This window comes from Microbacterium sp. NPDC077663 (genome assembly GCF_044542795.1).
Lineage (GTDB): Bacteria > Actinomycetota > Actinomycetes > Actinomycetales > Microbacteriaceae > Microbacterium.
Window position 1 is genome coordinate 848,506 of the sequence record NZ_JBITVE010000002.1, and the last position, 20,109, is coordinate 868,614.

General features: G+C 69.1%; 11 protein-coding genes. 9 read left to right on the plus strand and 2 right to left on the minus strand.

The window, feature by feature from the left end; genetic code table 11:
* Positions 1-2: 2 nt before the first annotated feature.
* The gene (locus tag ACIGEP_RS11665; protein WP_396661782.1) at positions 3-1,262 is read right to left on the minus strand and encodes a GNAT family N-acetyltransferase; all 1,260 of its coding nucleotides are present in this window, start codon (positions 1,260-1,262) and stop codon (positions 3-5) included.
* Positions 1,263-1,459: 197 nt separating this feature from the next.
* Here ACIGEP_RS11665 and ACIGEP_RS11670 point away from each other — a divergent pair, with 197 nt between their 5' ends.
* The 8 genes from ACIGEP_RS11670 to ACIGEP_RS11705 all read left to right on the plus strand — a co-directional run bounded on the left by ACIGEP_RS11670 (position 1,460) and on the right by ACIGEP_RS11705 (position 9,992).
* Positions 1,460-3,565 (plus strand): acyl-CoA dehydrogenase, encoded by a 2,106-nt coding sequence (locus ACIGEP_RS11670; RefSeq protein ID WP_396661783.1) that lies wholly within the window; start codon positions 1,460-1,462, stop codon positions 3,563-3,565.
* Between the two features lie 30 nt (positions 3,566-3,595).
* Positions 3,596-4,165 (plus strand): DNA-3-methyladenine glycosylase I, encoded by a 570-nt coding sequence (locus ACIGEP_RS11675; RefSeq protein ID WP_396661784.1) that lies wholly within the window; start codon positions 3,596-3,598, stop codon positions 4,163-4,165.
* 78 nt (positions 4,166-4,243) lie between these two features.
* Positions 4,244-4,513: a hypothetical protein gene (locus ACIGEP_RS11680; protein ID WP_396661785.1), complete on the plus strand. Its 270-nt coding sequence runs from the start codon at positions 4,244-4,246 to the stop codon at positions 4,511-4,513.
* On the plus strand, positions 4,510-6,093 hold the full coding sequence (locus ACIGEP_RS11685; protein ID WP_396661786.1) for a hypothetical protein: 1,584 nt from the start codon (positions 4,510-4,512) through the stop codon (positions 6,091-6,093). Before ACIGEP_RS11680 ends, ACIGEP_RS11685 begins: the two co-directional genes overlap by 4 nt.
* Positions 6,094-6,101: 8 nt before the next feature.
* On the plus strand, positions 6,102-6,578 hold the full coding sequence (locus ACIGEP_RS11690) for a hypothetical protein (protein WP_396661787.1): 477 nt from the start codon (positions 6,102-6,104) through the stop codon (positions 6,576-6,578).
* 2 nt (positions 6,579-6,580) lie between these two features.
* A complete protein-coding gene (locus tag ACIGEP_RS11695; protein ID WP_396661788.1) occupies positions 6,581-7,186 on the plus strand; it encodes a hypothetical protein in 606 nt (201 codons plus the stop codon).
* A 37-nt stretch (positions 7,187-7,223) separates the two neighbouring features.
* The gene (locus tag ACIGEP_RS11700) at positions 7,224-7,691 is read left to right on the plus strand and encodes a cupin domain-containing protein (protein WP_396661789.1); all 468 of its coding nucleotides are present in this window, start codon (positions 7,224-7,226) and stop codon (positions 7,689-7,691) included.
* Positions 7,692-7,694: 3 nt separating this feature from the next.
* On the plus strand, positions 7,695-9,992 hold the full coding sequence (locus ACIGEP_RS11705) for an ATP-binding cassette domain-containing protein (RefSeq protein ID WP_396661790.1): 2,298 nt from the start codon (positions 7,695-7,697) through the stop codon (positions 9,990-9,992).
* Between the two features lie 22 nt (positions 9,993-10,014).
* Here the strand turns inward: ACIGEP_RS11705 and ACIGEP_RS11710 are convergent, their stop codons facing one another.
* Positions 10,015-13,530 (minus strand): DNRLRE domain-containing protein, encoded by a 3,516-nt coding sequence (locus ACIGEP_RS11710; protein ID WP_396661791.1) that lies wholly within the window; start codon positions 13,528-13,530, stop codon positions 10,015-10,017.
* Positions 13,531-14,011: 481 nt separating this feature from the next.
* On the opposite strand from ACIGEP_RS11710, the gene ACIGEP_RS11715 reads away from it, so the two are divergent.
* On the plus strand, positions 14,012-20,101 hold the full coding sequence (locus tag ACIGEP_RS11715; RefSeq protein ID WP_396661792.1) for an Ig-like domain-containing protein: 6,090 nt from the start codon (positions 14,012-14,014) through the stop codon (positions 20,099-20,101).
* Positions 20,102-20,109 lie beyond the last annotated feature (8 nt).

The window sequence follows — 20,109 nt, forward strand, 5'->3', positions numbered from 1 at the left end:
TGTCAGGAGTCTGGGAACGTGCACACACGTCCGATGCGCATCACGTGCGGAAGAGCTCCGCCATCGCGCGGTCCGTCCCGTCGCGGCAGCTCGTAGAGGTCGAGCATGAGCTGCACCGGGTAGTCGATCCGCTGGGCGACCGTCTTCACCCACCGACCGTCGATGAAGAACCGCAGCCGATCGGGAGACCAGTCGACGGCGTACTCATGCGGCGTGGTGAGGTCGCCGTCGATGCGGATCCTCTCGACGTCGTCGCGCAGCCGCGGGTCATGGTGGGCCTTGACGCCGACACCGACCCATCCGCCGGTGTCGTCCACCTCCGATCCGAAGATCTCGGCGATGCAGATCTCCCCGGATTCCTCGGGCGAGTCCTCGAACCCGATCGGCCAGAACGCGACCATCGCGTCCGGATGCCGCACCGCGGCGAGGCGTGCCGCGATCACCCCGAAGCGGGGTAGCCACAGGCGCCGCTCCACCTGGGACTCGCGGACGACGAGCCCTTCGCGGAAGCGGTGCTGACCGGCATCCGATCCGACCTCGGCGGCGGCCTGCCCGGTCTGCAGGTGCGAGACGCGGACGTCACCGTCCCACTCCGGCGCCCACGGTTCGGTGTCCGCGTCGATGCGCAGCTCGAGGCCGCCGTCGACCCGGTACCGCGCCGCCGTCCGCGAGCGCGACGACCAGTGCGGCAGGTAATGCGGCCACCACCGCTCCGCGTCGAGAGCGTCACCTGCGAAGCGCTCGTCGACATCGGGGGTACGTCCGGTCAGATCCAGCGGCGACATGTCGAGCACCCACCTCCGGAAGGTGAGGATGCCGCCGCGCCACGGCTCCGATCCGGTGCCGCGTTCCTCGAAGCCGGCTCGGGCGCACAGCGCGTTCGAGGGGGCGTTGTCGACGCCGGGATACGCGGTGAGGAGCAATCGGGTGCCGTCACGACGCACCTCGGCGATCAGCAGGCGCAGCGCCGCGGTGGCAACGCCGCGCCCCTGGAAGCCGGGGAGGACGCTCCACCCGGTCTCGAAGGCGGGCGTGCCCTCCTCGTCGACGGGCCAGAATCCGATCGCACCGGCGGGCTCGCCGTCGACGTCGATGCGGTACATCGCTCCCGGTCGATCGGACCACGTGCGCACGTACCGGTCGTGCCGGTCGTCGAGCTGCTCCTCGGTCTCGGGGCCGCCCAGATATGACGTCATGGCAGGTGCGTTCAAGAGCGTCAGCAGGCCGCGGTCGGTGGCATCCCATCGGGCGAGTGTGATCATCGAAGCCTCCGGGGCGAGTCTGCCAGGGCGCCCCGACATCGACCGGTGTAGGCGGAGCACAAGTCAGGACGACGACGTCCCTCCTGCATCTTGTCTCAACCGGACAACGCCTTTGGTTCGCTGTTAGAGGACTCCTACCGTTGTCGTCGAACTTCCCTGTCCCGTCGCCCTCACCGGCGTCCTCAGAAAGGCCAGTGATGACTGACACCGTCGTCCGCTCCACCACCCCCGCCGCCGACAAGCGCACCCCCGCCGGCGGCGCTCCCACCGTGCCCCACACAGCCGACGAGGCGCACGAGCCCCGCATCGACATCGACGCCGTGGGCGCGATGCTCCGCGGCACCTGGGGAGACACCCGCCTCACGGTGCGCGAGCTCATCAAGGACCCGGCCTACTGGCGCATCGACGGCCAGAGCGTCGCCGAGCACCGCGAGCGGGTCATGGATCAGGTGCGACTGCTGGCGAAGAACGGCGGCTCGACCCGCGCCCTGCCGAAGGAGTACGGCGGCGAGGAGGACAACGGTGCCAACCTGGCCGGGTTCGAGGAACTGGTGCTCGCCGACCCGAGCATGCAGATCAAGTCCGGCGTGCAGTGGGGTCTGTTCGGCTCGGCGGTGCTGCAGCTCGGCACGAAGGAGCACCACGACACCTGGATCCCGGCGATCCGCGACGCAGACCTGCCCGGCGCCTTCGCCATGACCGAGATCGGTCACGGGTCGGATGTCGCGGCCATCGGCACGACGGCTGCGTACGACCCTGAGACCGAAGAGTTCGTCATCCACACCCCGTTCCGCGCGGCGTGGAAGGACTACCTCGGCAACGCCGCGAAGCACGGGCAGGCCGCGACGGTCTTCGCGCAACTCATCACGAAGGGCGTGAACCACGGTGTCCACTGCTTCTTCGTCCCCATCCGCACCGCCGACGGCGAACTGCTGCCGGGCGTGCGGAGCGAGGACGACGGGGTGAAGGGCGGCCTGAACGGCATCGACAACGGTCGTCTCGCCTTCGACCACGTCCGCGTGCCCCGCACGAACCTGCTCAATCGTTACGGAGACGTCGCCCCCGACGGCACGTATTCCAGCCCGATCGAGAGCACGGGACGTCGCTTCTTCACGATGCTGGGCGCGCTCGTCCAGGGACGCGTCTCGCTCGATGGGGCGGCGACCATTGCGTCATCCCTCGCCCTCCACATCGCCGTCACCTACGGCAACCAGCGTCGGCAGTTCGACTCCGGGGCGGGCACCGACGAGGTCGTCCTCCTCGACTACGGCAAGCACCAGCGCCGCCTCCTCCCGCTGCTCGCGCAGAACGTCGCGCAGTACTTCTCGCACGATGAGCTCCTGCGCACGTTCGACGGCGTCTTCGGCGGCACCGCCGACACCCCCGCCGAGCGCGAGAACCTCGAGACGCTGGCCGCTGCGCTCAAGCCGCTGAGCACCTGGAACGCGCTGCAGACGATCCAGGAGGCCCGCGAGGCCTGCGGCGGATCGGGATTCATGGCCGAGAACCGCCTGGTCGGACTGCGCTCCGACCTCGACGTCTACGTGACCTTCGAGGGCGACAACAACGTCCTCCTGCAGCTGGTCGGCAAGCGGCTGCTCGCCGACTTCGCGAAGCAGTTCAAGGGGGCGGATGCCGCGACCCTCGCGAAGTTCGCCGTCGGACAGACGGCGGGCAAGGTCTTCCATGGCGCGGGGCTCCGCAGCCTCGGTCAGACCGTCGCGGACTTCGGCTCGACCGCGCGCTCGGTCGAGTTGGGCCTGCGGGCCGAGCAGCAGCACGAGCTGCTGGCGGGACGCGTCGAACAGATGGTGGCCGACATCGCCGGTGCGCTGCGCCCGGCATCCAAGCTGCCCGCGGCCGAGGCCGCGGCGCTGTTCAACGCGCACCAGGCCGAACTCATCGAGGCGGCGCGGGCGCACGGCGAGCTGCTGCAGTGGGAGGCGTTCTCGGACGCCGTGAAGACGACGGAGGATGACGGCACACGTCAGGTGCTCACCTGGCTGCGGGATCTGTTCGGTCTGCACCTCATCGAGAAGCACCTCGCCTGGCACCTCATCAACGGGCGCCTCTCGACGCAGCGCGCCGCCGCGGTGTCGAAGTACATCGACCGGCTGTGCGCCCGGCTGCGTCCGCACGCGCAGGACATCGTGGATGCCTTCGGCTTCGCGCCCGAGCATGTTCGCGCGCCCATCGCCTCGGGCGTCGAGCGGCAGCGGCAGGACGAGGCCCGTGCGCACTACGCTGACCTCGCGGTGCGCGGCGAGGCCCCCGTGCCGGAGAAGTCGCTGAAGAAGAAGTGAGCGTCCGAGGCCGTCGGTAGCCTGGCACACGTGGAACTGCGTGTCGGGCCCGACGGCCTCCTTCGTTGCGGCTGGGTGGGCGACGACGCCGAGTACCGCCGCTACCACGACGAGGAGTGGGGGCGGCCGCTGCACGGGGACCGGCCCCTGTTCGAGAAGATGAGCCTCGAGGGCTTCCAGGCAGGGTTGTCGTGGATCACGATCCTTCGCAAACGGCCCCGGTTCCGTGAGGTGTTCGCCGGGTTCGAGCCCGAGGTGGTCGCCGGGTTCGCAGAGGCGGACGTCGACCGGCTGATGGCGGACGCGGGAATCATCCGCAACCGCGCGAAGATCCTCGCCACGATCGGCAACGCGCGGATCGTCACGGAGATGGCCCCGGGCGAGCTCGACGCGTTCATGTGGTCGTTCGCCCCGGCATCCCATCGGCGTCCGATGTCCTTCGCGGAGGTCCCCGCCACGACGCCCGAGTCCGACGCGATGTCGAAGGGGCTCCGCACGCGGGGGTTCCGCTTCGTCGGGTCGACGACGATGTACGCCCTCATGCAGTCGACGGGCATGGTCAACGATCACGTGACCGGGTGCCACCGCGCTGAGGACTGACCCCCACAGGTGGGGAGGAGTCCCCATGGGCTCGCGTCCGCGCCGTCGGTAGCGTCGTCCCCGAACGGAGGTGGCGGAGTGAGCGACGTGCGGTTGGACCTGACCGCCCTGGCGGCGGCACGCGATCGGGCCGCCTCGGCCGTCGACACGTTCTCCTCCGCCGATGCGGTGAGCGAGGACCTCGCGGCGGCCACCGGTGAGGCGCGGCTGGCGGGCAAGGTCCGCGACTTCGCCGCCAACTGGGACGACAACCGGGGCAAGCTCGAGGATCAGCTGGTCACCGTGCGCGACCTGCTGACCGCCATCGTCGACGCATTCACCGAGCTCGATGCGACGAGGCGACCGTGAGCGCGCTGTCCGCCGAGTTCGAGGATCTCCTCGCCGGGCGGCCCGATGACCTCGAGGGGCGCGCCCGCGATCTCGCCCGCACCGCCGAGGCGATCGAGTCCGCCGCCCTTGCGCTGCAGGAGCTCGTCGCGCAGCAGCACAGTCTGTCGACGGATGCCGCGGGCACCGCCGCGGGCGAAGCCGCCTCCGGTCTGCAGCGCGCCCATGAGCTGTACGCCGGCACCTCGACCGCGCTCGTGACGTATGCCGTCGAACTCGGCGAGATCCAGCGAGAGGCGAGGTCGGCCATCGAGGAGGGCGACGCTCAGCTCAGCCTGGTGCCGGTGCGCGAGGCGGAGATCCACGACCTCGAGAACGCGCTCACGCTCGCCATCGCCGAGGGCGAGCCCACCGGGCGGATCGAGGACGACTTGTGGGAGGCGCGCGAAGCGCTGGGTGCGGCCGTGACCGCCGCCGAGGAGGCTCGCCGTGCCCTGACATCGGCACGGCAGCGGATGTGGGATGCGGCGGACCGCGCGGGCGACCAGATCTCGACGGCGATCGAGGAGGGTGCCGACTCGTTCGGCGACAACTGGAACCAGTTCTGGGAAGGCGTGGGCGATGTGTTCGCCGTCGTCGTGGACTGGGCGGAGGACGTCCTCTCCGCGATATACGTCGAGCTGTCCGAGGCGATCAGCGCGCTGGTGTCGGCTGCGGTCGTCGCGGCCCTGTTCCTCGTGGGCGCCCTCGTGTTCGGGACGCTGTTCGTCGCGCTCGGCCCGACGGGCGTCCTGCTGCTCGTCGCGCTCGTCTCGGCATCCCTCATCCAGATGGCGATCAGCGAGCTGATGGCACCACCGGTCGTGCAGCGCACCGACCGCTTCGAGATCTCGGACGACCTCGAGCCCCGCGACTACCGGGATCTCTTCGGTGAAATCGCGGCGCAGGACGCGGCCGGCGGGGCGGACTACACGGAGATCCGCGTGGTCGCGGTGCGCGACGCCGGCGGTGAGGTCGTCGGCTGGCGGGTGCAACTGCCCAGCACGCAGGAGTGGTCGCCGACGAACACGGACGGCGCACTGAACGATCTGCGCACCGACGTGATGCTGTCGATGTTCCCCGAGCTCGAGACGCAGTACGAGCGGGCGGCCTGGCAGGCGATGACGGATGCCGGTGTCTTCGACAGCGACGCGCCCATCATGTTCACCGGCTGGTCGCTCGGCGGCATGATGGCCGGCGAGATGGCGACCGACCCGCGCGTCGCCGACCGCGTCGAGTCCGTCGTGACGGCGGGATCGGCGATCGACAAGCACCACAGCGACATGCCCGACGGCGTGCGTGTCACGCAGTTCAACAACGGCATCGACCCGGTGCACACCCTGGAGTTCGTGGGCCTGGACGTCCGCGACTACCTCCGGTTCGATCAGGACTGGCAGACCTATCGGCCGCTCACGTGGCCGATGCACGACGCGACGATGTACGGCGACGCCGCCGAGCACTACCTGCCCGAACCCCGTCCCGGCGACGACATCTTCTTCGCCGGTGCGGGAGACTCGGGCAGCGAAGAGGTCTACGTCGCCGAGTTCACCCGAGGATCGTGAGGTTCCCCATGCCCCGACAGCGCCGTCCCCTGAACGCGTTCCTGGCTGCCGTCACCCTGTGCGCGGGCGCCCTCGTGCTCGCGGGATGCGCCGCCGACCGCGATACGTCGGCACTCGAGACGGACCTCGGCGCCGTCGACGGCGTGAACGGGGCCTTCGTCTGGACGACCCACCCGAACGCGCCCTGGGTGACGCACGTGGAGGTGATGCTCTTCCTCGACGACCCGTCCGAGACCGGGGTCGTCGACGCCGTGCGCGCCGCAGCTCCCGTCCTCGCCGCCGATGACGCCGCGGCATCCGCCGACGCGATCGGCCTCACGTTCGTCGACGGGCAACGTTCCGACTACACCGCGCGCGGTGAGGCCACGCGTGACGTCATCGCGGTCACCCCCGACATCGCGCGGCAGCTCGGCGTCGCCGACACGGGCACGCGCAGGTTGCAGCTCCGCCCCGCCGACCTCGGGGCGCTCGCCGGGGCGCAGTGAGCATGCCCGCGCGCCTCTCGTTCACCCTGCCCGGGGAGTGGCTCGCGATCGACCCGCGGGACGAGGCGGCCGCGGCGGACCGTGTGGATGCCGCGGTCCGCGACATCGTCGGATCGGCGGACGATGCCGCCCTGACCCGACGGCGCTTGCGGGAACGGCTGACGGTCGTCGTCGGTGCGGCCCGCACCGCCGGGGCGCACGGGGTGTTCCTTTGCCTCGAGGTCGCGCCCGGGGTGCGCCTGCCGGCGACGTTGACGGTGCACGCGCCGAGCGGGATGTCCCTGACTCCGTCGATCGGCACGTCCGCCGATGCGGTCCTGGGGACTCTCGACCGCAGCCTCCGCGCGGTCTGTGCGGCCGGGGCGGACACCGCGACGAAGGTGTCGGCGTCGGGCGGGGGCGCCCTGCGCCTGCACCGTGTGGTCGAGGACCCCGACGCGGCTGACGAGTCCGTCCGACGGCTCGAGGCCGACTACTGGTATCCCGTTCCCGGCGCCAAGCGCGTCGTCCTCGCGAGCTTCGCCACCCCGCTCGGTCACCTGCACGACCCGATGCTGCACCTGTTCGACTCGGTCGCCGCGACCGCGTCCTTCGCGTCGGGCGTGTGAGCCCTTGCCCGGCGGCACGCTGCGCGAGGATCATGTGGTGACGGCTGGCGGAGAGGTGGACATGGCGGACTACGAGGTCACGGAGATCGGCGGTCTGGATCAGTGGCGCGACCACTTCGGAGGGTTCGCTCCCGCTCGATCGCGCGACGGGCGTCGCGTCGTCGACCACGAGCTCGCGATGCAGTTCATCGGGCTCACGGCGAACGCGCTCGAACCGGGAGAGGAGGCGGGTTACTGGCACACCCACTCCGAGGTCGAGGAGCTCTACGTCTTCGTCGAGGGGCGCGGCCAGATGGGGCTCGACGACGACCTCGTCGACGTGGGTCCCGGGTCGGTCGTCCGCGTCGGTCAGGGCGTGTGGCGCACCTGGCGCGCCCACCCCGAGAGCCCCGGTGAGCTGCGGTGGCTGTGCATCCGCGCGGGAGGCGGCGAGCTGCCGCACCTGCCGGATGACGCCACTCGTGACGAAGTGGCGACGCGGCCCATGCCCTGGGCTCAGGGCTGAGCCGTGGCATCCGATCTGCCCGTCGCCGATGCGCACGACGTCATCCGCGTCATCGGGGCACGGGAGAACAACCTCAAGGGCATCGACGTCGAGATCCCCAAGCGACGCCTGACCGTGTTCACCGGCGTGAGCGAATCGGGCAAGTCCTCGCTCGTGTTCGGCACCATCGCGACGGAGTCGCAGCGCCTCATCAACGAGACGTACCCGACCTTCGTGCAGCAGTTCATGGCGCAGCTGTCGCGCCCCGAGGTCGACGGGCTCGAGAACATCAGTCCCGCGATCATCGTCGATCAGGAGCGGATGGGGGCGAACGCCCGCTCGACGGTCGGAACCGTCACCGATGCGTACGCGATGCTCCGATTGCTGTTCAGCCGGCTCGGCGAGCCGAACGTGGGGTCGCCGCAGGCGTTCTCGTTCAACATCCCCTCCATGCCGGGTTCCGAGGTCGTCACCGGCGGCATGTGCCCCCGCTGCGAAGGCCTCGGCGAGGTGAGCGACGTCGACCTCGACGAACTCTTCGACAGTTCCAAGTCACTCGCCGAGGGGGCGATCACCGTCCCCGGCTACACCGTCGACGGCTGGATGGTGCGGATCTTCACCGAGTCGGGATTCCTCGACGCATCCAAGCCCATCGCGACCTACACCGACCAGGAGCGAGCGGACTTCCTCTACAAGGAACCGACGAAGGTCAAGCTCCAGAACATGAACATGACCTACGAGGGTCTCGTTCCGAAGATCACGAAGTCGTTCCTGCAGAAGGATCGCGAGTCGCTGCAACCCCACATCCGCGCGTTCGTCGATCGTGCCGTCAAGTTCCTGCCGTGCCCCGACTGCGGCGGGAGCCGCCTGAACGAGGGCGCGCGGTCGTCGCGCATCGGCGGGGTGAACATCGCCGAGGCCTCCGCGATGCAGATCACCGATCTCGCGACGTGGCTCGGCTCGATAGACGGCACCACCGTCGGGCCGCTGCTGTCGGGTCTCCGCAATGTCATCGCCTCGTTCATCGACATCGGTCTCGGCTACCTCTCGCTAGACCGCTCGTCGGGGACGCTCTCCGGCGGCGAGGCGCAGCGGACGAAGATGATCCGCCACCTCGGCTCCGCGCTGACCGACGTCACCTACGTCTTCGACGAGCCGACCGCAGGCCTCCACCCGCACGACATCCAGCGCATGAACGACCTGCTGCTGCTCCTGCGCGACAAGGGGAACACCGTCCTCGTCGTCGAGCACAAGCCCGAGGTGATCGCGATCGCCGACCACGTCGTCGACCTCGGGCCGCATGCCGGATCGCGGGGCGGCGAGATCATGTACGAGGGAGACGTCGCGGGACTCCGGGCATCCGACACCCTCACCGGGCGCCACCTCGATCACCGCGCCGCGCTCAAGACCGACACCCGCTCGTCGACGGGAGCCCTGCAGATCCGTGGCGCGACCCAGCACAATCTCGTGGGCGTCGACGTCGACATCCCGCTCGGTGTGCTGACGGTGGTGACCGGGGTCGCCGGCTCGGGCAAGTCGTCCCTCATCCACGGCAACGTGCCTGCCTTCGACGACGTGGTCGTCGTCGACCAATCGCCCATCAAGGGCTCGCGCCGGTCGAGCCCCGCCACCTACACGGGTGTGCTCGATGCAATCCGCACCGCGTTCGCCAAGGCCAACGGAGTGAAGGCGTCGCTGTTCAGCGCGAACTCCGAGGGAGCCTGCCCCGCGTGCAAGGGGCTGGGGGTCATCATCACGAACCTCGGCTACACGCAGAGCGTCGAGACGCGGTGCGAGGTCTGCGGCGGGTCTGGTTTCAGCGACGCGGTGCTCGAGTACACGCTCGACGGGCGGAACATCGCCGAGGTGCTGGCGATGTCGGCCGAAGAGGCGCACGGGTTCACCACCGGCCCGGCGAAGACGACGCTTGCGCGAATGATCGACGTGGGGCTCGGGTACATCACCCTCGGTCAGGCGCTCAACACGCTCTCGGGCGGTGAGCGCCAGCGACTGAAGCTGGCGATCGCGATGGCCAAGAAGGGTGCGGTCTACGTCCTCGACGAGCCCACGACCGGACTGCACCTCGCCGACGTCGACAACCTTCTGGCTCTGCTCGACCGACTGGTGGATGCCGGCAACTCGGTCATCGTCATCGAGCACCACCAGGCCGTCATGGCGCACGCCGACCACATCATCGACCTCGGCCCGGGCGCAGGTCGCGACGGCGGCCGGATCGTCTTCGAAGGCACGCCGGCTGCGCTGGTGGCCGCGCGGAGCACCCTGACGGGCGAGCACCTCGCGCGCTACGTCGGGGCGGAGTGAGACTTCGCGCGATCCGACGACGCTACTGCTTGGTGATGAGAATCCGCTTCGTCCAGGTAACGGCGATGCCGTCTGCCGTCGCTGTGACGCTCAGCGTCGCCCCGCCGGGAGAGACGCCGGTGACGATGCCGGTCGACGAGACTTTCATGATCGCCGAATCCGTCGTTGAGTAAGTGATCTTGGCGCGCGTGAAGGTCCCGCCGGTGCTCGCCTTCGCAGTGACGGCCAGGGTCGCGCTCTTGCCGACCGCCAGCGAGGACGGCGCCCCGGTAGCTGAGACGGATCCGAGGCGCGACGGCGGGACGGTGTCTGCACTCGCGGGGGCGAGGACGACCTCGATGTAAGCGCCGGGGGCGAACTCTTTCGAGGGCATCGAGACGACCACGCCCTTGGCGCCGACGCCATCCTGTGAGAGGGAGTAGGACGCGGTCTTGGTCCCGGCCTTGGCGAGACCCGCGAGGTGCTTGGTCAGATCGGCTGACTGGGCCTGCTCCGTCTTGGTCGCGAGAATGCTGGCGACGGTGGAACCGCTCGCCGGCCGATTCGCGTAGGTCATCGATGATTCGGACCACGCCGCTGTGACCGGATGCAAGTCGATCCGGGCGGTGGACACGGTCGAATTGTCCTTGATCACGGCCGGGACCGTGAGAACCGCGGACCGCACCTCACGGCCCGCGATGGGGGTCACGTCGAACGCCAGATAGCCGATGCGCTCGAGCGCGGCTGAGGTCGTGGGCTTGTTCAGGATCGTCGCGGAGGAGCCGAAGTTCTTTGACGGCTCGGATCCCGCCACATACGTGTCGCGCAGGACGGGGATTCTGATCCGCGTGGGATCCACGACCGTGACGCTCACCGTGGCGGTGGCGGAAACCCGGTCTGGAGACGTCACGATGGCGCCGACCTGCGCGGTGCCGCGCCCGGCTGCACGCCAACCCCCCGAGCTGGTCACGGAAACGACCTTCGAGTTGCTCGTCATCCACTTCGTCGTGGTCGTGGCGGTGCCGTTGGACCAGGTCGCGGAGGTCCGGGCCTGACCTGTTGCGCCGACGTTGGGTTTGGTCGCGAAGCCCGAAAGTGCCGCTTTCGTCGGGACGGTACGGGGTGGCGCCACATTCTCCGGGGAGGCGTCGTAGCGCAGGAAACGCGCCTCAGCGATCTTCGCGTCGCCGCGTGGCACGGTGATCCGCACGAACCTGATGGGCGAGGCGGAGGCGACGGGGAATGCCTTGGTGGCGGTCGGGCCATCGAATGTACCGCCGTAAGGCGCCGACCATGACGACCGGTCCGGTGAAACCTCCAGCCTGACCTCGGTCGGAGTGTGCGTCGAACTCGCCATGGTGAGCATCACAGAGCGGAGAGGCACCGGCTCATCAAGACGCCAGACCAGCGACCGTGACGACACTGATGCGGGGTCCCAGGCAGTCTCAGGTCTTCCGTCGACGGTTTGGGAGCGCGGATCCCGCGCCGTCCGGCCGTCGACCACGGCGGAATCCCCCGCAACGACAAAGCGCACGACGTACGTCGTCGCTCGGGCGGTGCCGTTGGTGACTGTGATGCGGGCGGTCATGCTCGACCGCGTGGCCTGCACGGTTGAGATCGTGCCGGTACCGGTCGCGGAGACCTTCGGCAGCGAACTGGGGTCTGAGATTGGCACGTCGTACGACGCGGTCTTGCCGGAGAATCCGGCGAGCTTCTGCCCGCCCACACTGATCCCGGTCAGAACGGACGCTGTGCCCATCGAGGTCCAAGAGGAGAGCGCGGTCACCTTCGCGGCGCGGGGTGGTGCCGAGGCGTCCGTGCCTGGCAGGAGCGGTGTGAACTGCACAGCGAGTGTGGTCGTCGCCCCCGCGTTCGCTGAGAACCAGATCGAGAGCCTTCGCACGTCGTCGTTCCGCTCCTGCGAGGGTTGCGGTGACGACGGGAGGGGCGCTGCGGGCATGTCGCTGAAGGTGGTGCCGGTTCCCGAGACGATGCGCGCGAGGAGTCGTTTGCCGTTCTGCGAGAGAATCGCCTGCCGACCATCGGCCGAGATCTTGATCTGTGCACGCGTGTGCATCCCCCACATCGCGTCCACTGTCGTCGCGGTCGTGATCTCGTCTTGGACGAGCGCATTCGTGCGTCCGTCGATCAGGCGGACGCCGCGCTTCCAGTTGCTTACCGAATCGGCGAACGTGGCGCTCGCGTTCGTGGTCGCGAAGAATTCATCCGGGGCCGAGGAAACACGGCCCGCAACAGTGGCGGAAGGCTGCCCGGCGCTGGCCTTAGAGGGGGCGATGGTCAGCGTGTTGTGCCCGATCGTCGTGGTCCGGTAATAGTTCCACCGGGCGCTCGAGCGAGCGGGATTGCTGAGGTCGTACGTCGCCTCCTCGAGTCCCAGCTCGACCGCCCATTCTTCGCCCAGGGATGCGAGCTGGAAGTCGCCCGCATCCATCTGCTGGTGGGGCGCCTCGAATGCGGTTGCAGACCGGAAGGCCAGGTAGGTCGCGTCCGGGCTCGTGGGTGACGATCGCGCCGTAACAACACCAGTCGAGTACGTCGAATTCAGGGAACCCGTCGCGGGCGTCACGCCCTTCCAGGACGGGTCGCGCATGATGAGCTGCTGCGCCGCTCGGGTGTATGACCCCGGGACATTCACGGCGGACGCAGCGCCGAGTGCTCGCGAGTTGTAGAGCCGCGCGAGCCCCGCGAGGGGCAGATTGACCACGCCAGGAAGCGACGACGAGTCCGCGAAGTTGTAGATGGTCTCGGCGGAACTGCGGAGATCGAGCGCGAACGACGCCGTCTTCGAGAGGCCGCCGACGGAGGCGAGACCGTAATCCGATCCGGTCGCGGTCTTCAAAGAGAGGAGAGCCGCCGTCGCGAATCGGGTGGCGTAGGCCCAGTACGTTGCGCCCTCGGGGAATCCGCCGTCGGCCTTGTACTCGGAGAGGCCGCTCCGAATACTCTTGCTCGCACCTGTCAGGACGCTCTGCACCGATGTGCTCGTGGCGTCCTTCGCCACAGCGAGCGCGCCCAGGATCATCGCGGAATTGATGTTGGTGTTGATGTTGCCGGCCTCGAGGCGCCAGTTGCCCAGGTAGCGGTAGGGGCTCTTGGCGCCGTCGGTGAGGCTGTAAATCTTCAGTGACGGCTCGAGGCCGAGTTTGACGATGGCGGTCCGCATCTGGGACCGCTGGGTAGAGTTCCACGCGGAGTACGCCCAGTCGTACGCGATCGCTGAGGCATGGGTGAACTCGGCGCCGTCGAGCATGTGATCCGGATTCCAGGATGTCAGCTTCGTCGCCGGCCCGAGGTCTTTCCAGAGGAGGTCCAGATAGCTGCGGTCTCCCGACACGACCCAGGCGACGACCAGAGTGTATGTGCGATCCACGAGTTCGGTCGCAGAACTCAGCATCCGTCCGCCTGAGACCGTGTAGGCGATGCGGGGCTCTGAGCGGAGCGCGTCGGCCTCCGTGAGGACGCGGTCGGCGAGCCCCTTGCTGACGGGGTCTTGAGCCTGCTGTGTGCGCAGCTGCTCGATCCGGGACGCATCAGCCATGAGGCGCGGATGCGTCGAGGTCACCGCGGCAATCGTGGGTGTGGTGGTGCTTGCGGATGCAGCCGTGACAGCGGCCGGCGGAGCGGCATGCGCGGACGGACCCAGCGCGATGGACGCGAGCAAGGCAGCCACGGTCATCATCGCTGCGACAGGTCCGCGCGCACGTAGGCGCCAGGTGGGGTGTCCGTACACGGCGTCCTGCTCCTCGCCGCGCCCCCCAAAAGCGCTGATCATGTCGCCGTCGCGGCGATCATGACCATGTTTACAGGAAGATCCCGACTGCCGTGAGAGCAGTCGATAACGATCGGGTCCCGGCGCGAACCCAAGATCATAAGTGGGGAGAACTCCCCACGTCACGCGCTCGCCGGAAATTGGTCCCTCGCTTAGGCTTTATCGCGTCCACACGCTGCTCCGCCCGGTCGCTCGATCGGGCGTGCGCGGTCCTGCGAACTTGTCTGCCCGGGGGGGAGCCAGAACTCTCATGAAGTCCTTCGCCTGGCTCCGCTCACGGCCGAAAACGATGGCGTCGATCGGGGCGGTCACCGCCGCCGTCGTGGCGGTCGGTGTCCTCGCGCTGACGTACGAGGGTGAGCCGACGACCGAGGTCGAGCTCAATGACGGCGGAGTGTGGCTCACGAAGCAGACGAGCCTGCTGGTCGGGCACTTCAACAACGAATCCCGCCTCCTCGACGGCGGCCTGCGCACCCTCTCGCAGGACTACGACATCCAGCAGGCGGGCAACCGCGTCCTGGTGACGGACCAGACCGAGAACACCGCGACCGCCATCGACCCCGCGCGCGTCGTGCTGTCCGACAAAGCCGATCTGCCGTCGAACTCCCAGGTGGTCCTGGGAGGTCCGACCGTCGCGGCGATGGATGAGGGCGGCGCGCTGCGTGCGGCCCCCTTCACCTCACTCGGTGCCGTCGGCAAGGAGGCCGGCGACCCCATCGCCGAGCTCGGCCGCGGGGCTGCGGTCACGGTCAGCACCGCCGGTCTCGTCTACGCGGTCTCGGCCGAGAAGGGCGCGCTCTACGCGTACGCCCCCGATGCGCAGGGCGTCTTCGTGCAGACCGCCGAGCGCGAACTCGAGGGCATCGAGAAGACCGACGAGCTGGCGATCACCTCCGTCGGCGGGGTGAGCGTCGTCCTCGACCGCACGTCGTCCACGCTGTACTCGAGCGACGGGCTCGTCGCCCAGGTGCCCGACGAGGCGATCCTGCAGCAGCCGTCCAACGTGACCGACACCGTCACCCTGGCGACTCCGACCCAGCTGGTGCGGGTCCCGCTCGCCGGTGGCGACTTGGTCACGAAGGATGCAGGCGATGGCGGCGCTCCTGCGCAGCCGGTGTACGTCGCAGGGTGCGCCTACGGGGCGTGGTCGGGCTCCGGCGCGTTCGTGCGCGACTGCGCCGGAGACGCGGACGATGTGACCAAGACGGTCGAGGGGATCGATCGGACGAGTCAGCTCCGATTCCGGGTGAACCGCGACGTCGTCGTCCTCAACGATGTCTTCGGCGGGTCGGCGTGGATGGCCAGTGACGCGCTTCAGCAGGTCGACAACTGGGAGGACCTCACGCCGCCCGAGGGCGAGGGCGAGGAAGAGGAGGAGACGACCGAGGAGACCATCCAGTCGACGCTCCCCGAGCGGACCGAGAAGAACACGCCGCCGGTCGCCGAGAACGACCGCTACGGTGTGCGTCCGGGCCGCACGACCGTTCTCCCCGTGCTCGAGAACGACCTCGATGCCGACGGCGACGTCCTCGTCGCGAAGGTGGTCAGTAAGCCGTCCATCGGCGAGGTCACCCCTATCTACAACGGCACAGCCCTGCAGATCGAGCTGCCCGAGGACGCGAGCGGGACGACGACGTTCACGTACGAGGTCGACGACGGGCGCAAGGGTAAGGACACCGCCCGTGTGACCCTCACCGTCCGGCCTCTCAGTGAGAACTCGCCGCCGGTCCAGAAGCGCAAGACGGCCATCACGGTCGAGCAGGGCGGTGTCGTCTCGTACAACGTCCTCACCGACTGGGTCGACCCCGACGGCGATGACATCTTCTTGGCGTCGGTCACCCCGGACGGTGGCGACGAAGCGGAATTCACGTCCGACGGGCAGATCACCTACCGCGCGATCGGTGGCATGCAGGGGCGCAAGGACGTGCCCATCACCGTCTCGGACGGCAACGAGGACGGCGCCGGCGTCGCACGGTACGACATCCGTCCGCTCGGCACGACGCTGCCGGTCACGAACGCGGACCACGTCGTGACCCGTCCCGATCGTCCCGTCACCGTGCGGCCCCTCGGCAACGACACGAGCACCGGCAGCGAACAGCTGAGGCTGACCCGCGTCGACGACGTCGAGGGCGGGACCGTCACGCGCGACTACCCCGACAAGTCGTTCACCTTCCAGTCCGGCTCGACCGGCACCTACTACGCGACCTACCTCGCCTCCGCGGGCGCCAACTCCGCCCCGGGCATCGTGCGCATCGACGTCCTCCCCGAGGAGGATGCCGACGTCGCGCCGATCGCGGTCCGAGATGTCGCTCTCCTCCCGACAGGGGGGGACGTGCTGGTCAACGTGCTGGGCAACGACACCGATCCGGCCGGCGGCATCCTCGTCGTCCAGTCCGTATCGGTCGGTGCGGACAGCGGCCTCACGGCCGCGGTCCTCGGCCACGAGACGATCCGTGTCAGCGATCAGTCCGCCCTCGACCAGCAGGTCCGCATCCAGTACCGGATCTCGAACGGGTCGCAGTCCGCGGACGGTGAGATCATCGTCATCCCGGTGCCCGCCCCCGAGAAGCTCAAGCCGCCGACCGCCCTGGACGACGAGGCCGTCGTGCGCGTCGGAGACGTGGTCACCATCCCCGTGATGGACAACGACTACCACCCGAACGGCGACGAGATCCACATCTCGCCCGAGCTGGTCCCGCCCCTCGTGGACGAGGCCGACGGCGACGTGTTCGTCTCGGAGGACACGCTGCGCTTCCGCGCCGGCTCCGAGCCCAAGACGGTCAACGCGACCTACGAGGTCGAGGACTCGACGGGACAGCGGGATGCCGGCTACGTGACCATCCGCATCCTCCCGCTCGACGACGAGTCGAACGCCGCGCCGCGTCCACGCGACGTGACGGTGCGTGCGCTCAGCGGGTCCGCCGTCCAGGTGCCCATCGACCTCAACGGCATCGACGCCGACGGAGACTCGGTCCAGCTCGTCGGGCTCGCGTCGTCGCCGAAGAAGGGCAAGGTCACGGCGATCGAGGCGGACTCGTTCACCTACACCGCGTTCGAGGATTCCGTCGGGGTCGACCGCTTCCGCTACCGCGTCCGCGACAACCTCGGCAAGGAGGCGACCGGCATCGTCGAAGTCGGGATCGCCCCGGCCGAGTCGACGAATCAGGCGCCGTACGCCGTGCGCGACACGATCACGATGCGGCCGGGCCGCACCGTCGCCGTCGACGTGCTCCAGAACGATTCCGACCCCGACGGTGACGACTTCGGCTTCGCCGAGAACGCCGTCGAGGTGCCGGATGTGCCCGGACTGGATGCCGAGGTCTCGGGTCAGCAGCTCCTCATCACCGCGCCTGACGAGCCGATGCAGACGAGCGTGCTCTACACGATCGCCGACGAGCGCGGCCTCGAGGCGACCACCTCCGTGCAGATCACTGTCGACCCGGATGTGCCTCTCGCGCGACCGATCGCCCGCGACGACCGTGTCCTCGCCGAGGACGTCGAGGACGACGGCTCGGTGGTGGTCGATGTGCTCGAGAACGACGACGACCCCGACGGCACCCGTTCCGCTCTCCGGGTCGCGCTCGGGGAGGGCGGCGAGAACGCCCGCGTACTGTCTGACGGCCGGGTCAGCCTGACGGTCGGCGACGAGCGTCAGCTGATCACCTATCTCGTCACGGACGAGGACGACCAGGTCGCCGCCGCATTCATCCATGTGCCCGCGCTCGCGGATCTGCCCCCGACGCTCATCTCGACCGAGGGTGTCACCGTCAAGAGCGGCGAGACGATCGAACTGCCGCTCTCGGAGTACGTCCGCGCCTCCGGCGGCGGCGATGTCGTCATCACCGAGCAGGAGAAGGTGTCGGCGTCGCACGGCAACGGCGCCAACCTCGTCAAGGATGAGCGGACGCTCGTCTACACCTCGGCCGAGCGCTACTTCGGCTCGGATGCCCTCACGTTCGAGGTCACGGACGGGAACGGACCCGACGACGAGAACGGGCGCAAGGCGACGCTGACGATCCCCATCACGGTGACCCCGCCCGACAACGAGCAGCCGACGATGGTCGGCGCGTCGCTCAACGTCGCCCCGGGTGAGGACCCGGCGACGCTCGGCCTCCGTGAGCTGGTGACGGACCCGGATCCCGGCGACCTGGACAACCTCACCTTCACGCTCGCGTCCGACGCACCGGCCGGCACGACCGCTCGGATCGAAGGAAGCACGCTATCGGTCGGCGCCGCCGCCGACACGGCGAAGGGCACGGCGTTCCCGCTCACCGTCCGCGTGACCGACAATCAGACGGATCCCGTCGAGGCGACGATCCAGGTCACCGTCACGGCGTCGACCCGCGAGCTCGCGTCGCTCAACGACGACATCGTCCCGCAGGCCGATCAGGGTGAGACCATCCCGGTCGACGTCCTCGCCAACGACGTCAATCCGTTCCCCGAGACCCCGCTGCGCCTGGTGTCGGCGAACATCGAGACCGGTCAGGGCCGCGCCGACGTCAACGGCAGCCGCGTCGACGTGACGACTCCGTCGGACTTCGTCGGCAACGTCGTCGTGCGATACCGAGTGCTGGATGCCACAGAGGACGCCGATCGTGCCGTCGAAGGACGCATCCGCATCACGGTGCAGGGCCGCCCGGATGATCCCGGCAAGCCGACGGTCACCACGGTCGAGAGCCGCACGGTCGTCCTCAGTTGGACGCCGCCCGTCGACAACGGGCGTCGCATCGAGGGGTACACCGTCACCTCCACGGCCGGGGGTTACACCCGCGAGTGCCCGTCGACGACCTGCACCCTCGACGGCCTCACGAACAACGTCGAGTACAACTTCGTCGTGACGGCGACCAACAGCGTGGGCGAGTCTGACCCGTCGGTGCCGTCCGAGACCGCGCGCCCCGACGTGCGCCCGGATCAGCCGGCCGCGCCGACCCTGAAGTTCGGCGACCGCAGCCTCGACATCGCGTGGAAGACCCCGCGCACCGAGGGTTCCCCGGTGGAGAGCTACACCCTCGAGATCTCGCCCGCACCGCCGTCCGGCGTCGCGCAGAAGACGGGGCTCACGGGCAACACGCACCGTTGGGAGGGTCTGCAGAACGGCACCGAGTACCAGGTGCGCGTCCGCGCCCACAACCGGGCGCCGGAGCCGTCAGAGTTCTCGCAGTGGTCCGCCGGTGAGATCCCGGCCGCCCCGCCGGCAGCCTCTGGTGCGCCCACGGTGGCGCGACTCGAGCCGGTCGGCAACCGTGCGCAGATGCGCGTGTCGTGGAACCAGCCCGCCGAGAACGGCGACGCGATCGACGGCTACGAGCTCCGCGTCATCCGCGGCGGCAACGTCGTCGACACGATCGCGGTCCCCGCCGGCCAGACCAGCCAGGCCGTCGTCGTCGACACGTCGCAGTCGGACTACACCTACGACGTCCGAGCCCGCAACAAGGCGGGCTGGGGTGACCGCAGCCCGCAGTCCGCGCCCCGGCGCGCTTTCACCCCGCCGGGTGCGCCGGCGAACGTCGTTGCACGCGAGGGAGACAACCAGGTCGTCGTGCAATGGGAGCCGGGAGCATCGAACGGGGCGAACCCGAACGAGATCCAGTACCAGTACAGCGTCAACGGCGCGGGCTGGAGGGCCGACTGGGTCGCCGGGGGCGGCTCTGGGACCTCGGGCACCATCGGCAACGGCGCGGTCAACAACAACGGCGCCTACACGATCCAGATCAGGGCGGTCGCCACGGCAGACGGCAGCACCTACGAGGGGCCGGCGTCGGCGGCATCCAACCAGGTGCGGCCGTACGGCCAGATCGGCAACCCGGCGGCGAAGGCGACCAAGACGAACGATCGTCAGATCACGATGGAGTGGAGCTCGCCGGCGGCCAACGGGCGTCCCGTGACGACAGAGATCCGTACCGGGGACGGTCGCGGCTGGCGGCAGGTCGCGGCCTCGGGCTCGGAGACCTACAGCGGTCTGAACTACAGCGAGACCCGCACGATCGAGGTCCGCACGAGCGCGGAGGGCAGCCAGACCACGACCGCCCAGGACAGTGCGACGACGGACGCGCCGCCGCCGCCGGACCCGCGCGCCCGCGTGAGCCGTGGTTCGAGCGCCAGTGGTCAGCCCGGCTGCAGCGGATCCGCCTGCGCCTACTTCAAGGTCACCGTCTCGGACTTCACCCCGGGAACGTACGCCTACGACTGCTACGGCAACGGGGCACGTTTCGACACCGCCAACGAGAGCCGCTACTTCCCCGCCAACGGCGAGGTCCAGCTCGGCTGCTACTGGGGTTTCCCGGGCGCAGACGTGTACGTGACGCTCAACGGCAAGAGATACGAGACGAGCCAATGGTGATGATCCCC

What these genes read in the sequence shown, in the direction of transcription:
- ACIGEP_RS11690 (WP_396661787.1), top strand. Translation starts at nt 6,102, where the DNA reads ATGCCCCGACAGCGCCGTCCCCTGAACGCGTTCCTGGCTGCCGTCACC.
- ACIGEP_RS11695 (WP_396661788.1), top strand. Translation starts at nt 6,581, where the DNA reads ATGCCCGCGCGCCTCTCGTTCACCCTGCCCGGGGAGTGGCTCGCGATC.
- ACIGEP_RS11665 (WP_396661782.1), bottom strand. Translation starts at nt 1,262, where the DNA reads ATGATCACACTCGCCCGATGGGATGCCACCGACCGCGGCCTGCTGACG.
- ACIGEP_RS11670 (WP_396661783.1), top strand. Translation starts at nt 1,460, where the DNA reads ATGACTGACACCGTCGTCCGCTCCACCACCCCCGCCGCCGACAAGCGC.
- ACIGEP_RS11710 (WP_396661791.1), bottom strand. Translation starts at nt 13,530, where the DNA reads ATGGCTGATGCGTCCCGGATCGAGCAGCTGCGCACACAGCAGGCTCAA.
- ACIGEP_RS11715 (WP_396661792.1), top strand. Translation starts at nt 14,012, where the DNA reads ATGAAGTCCTTCGCCTGGCTCCGCTCACGGCCGAAAACGATGGCGTCG.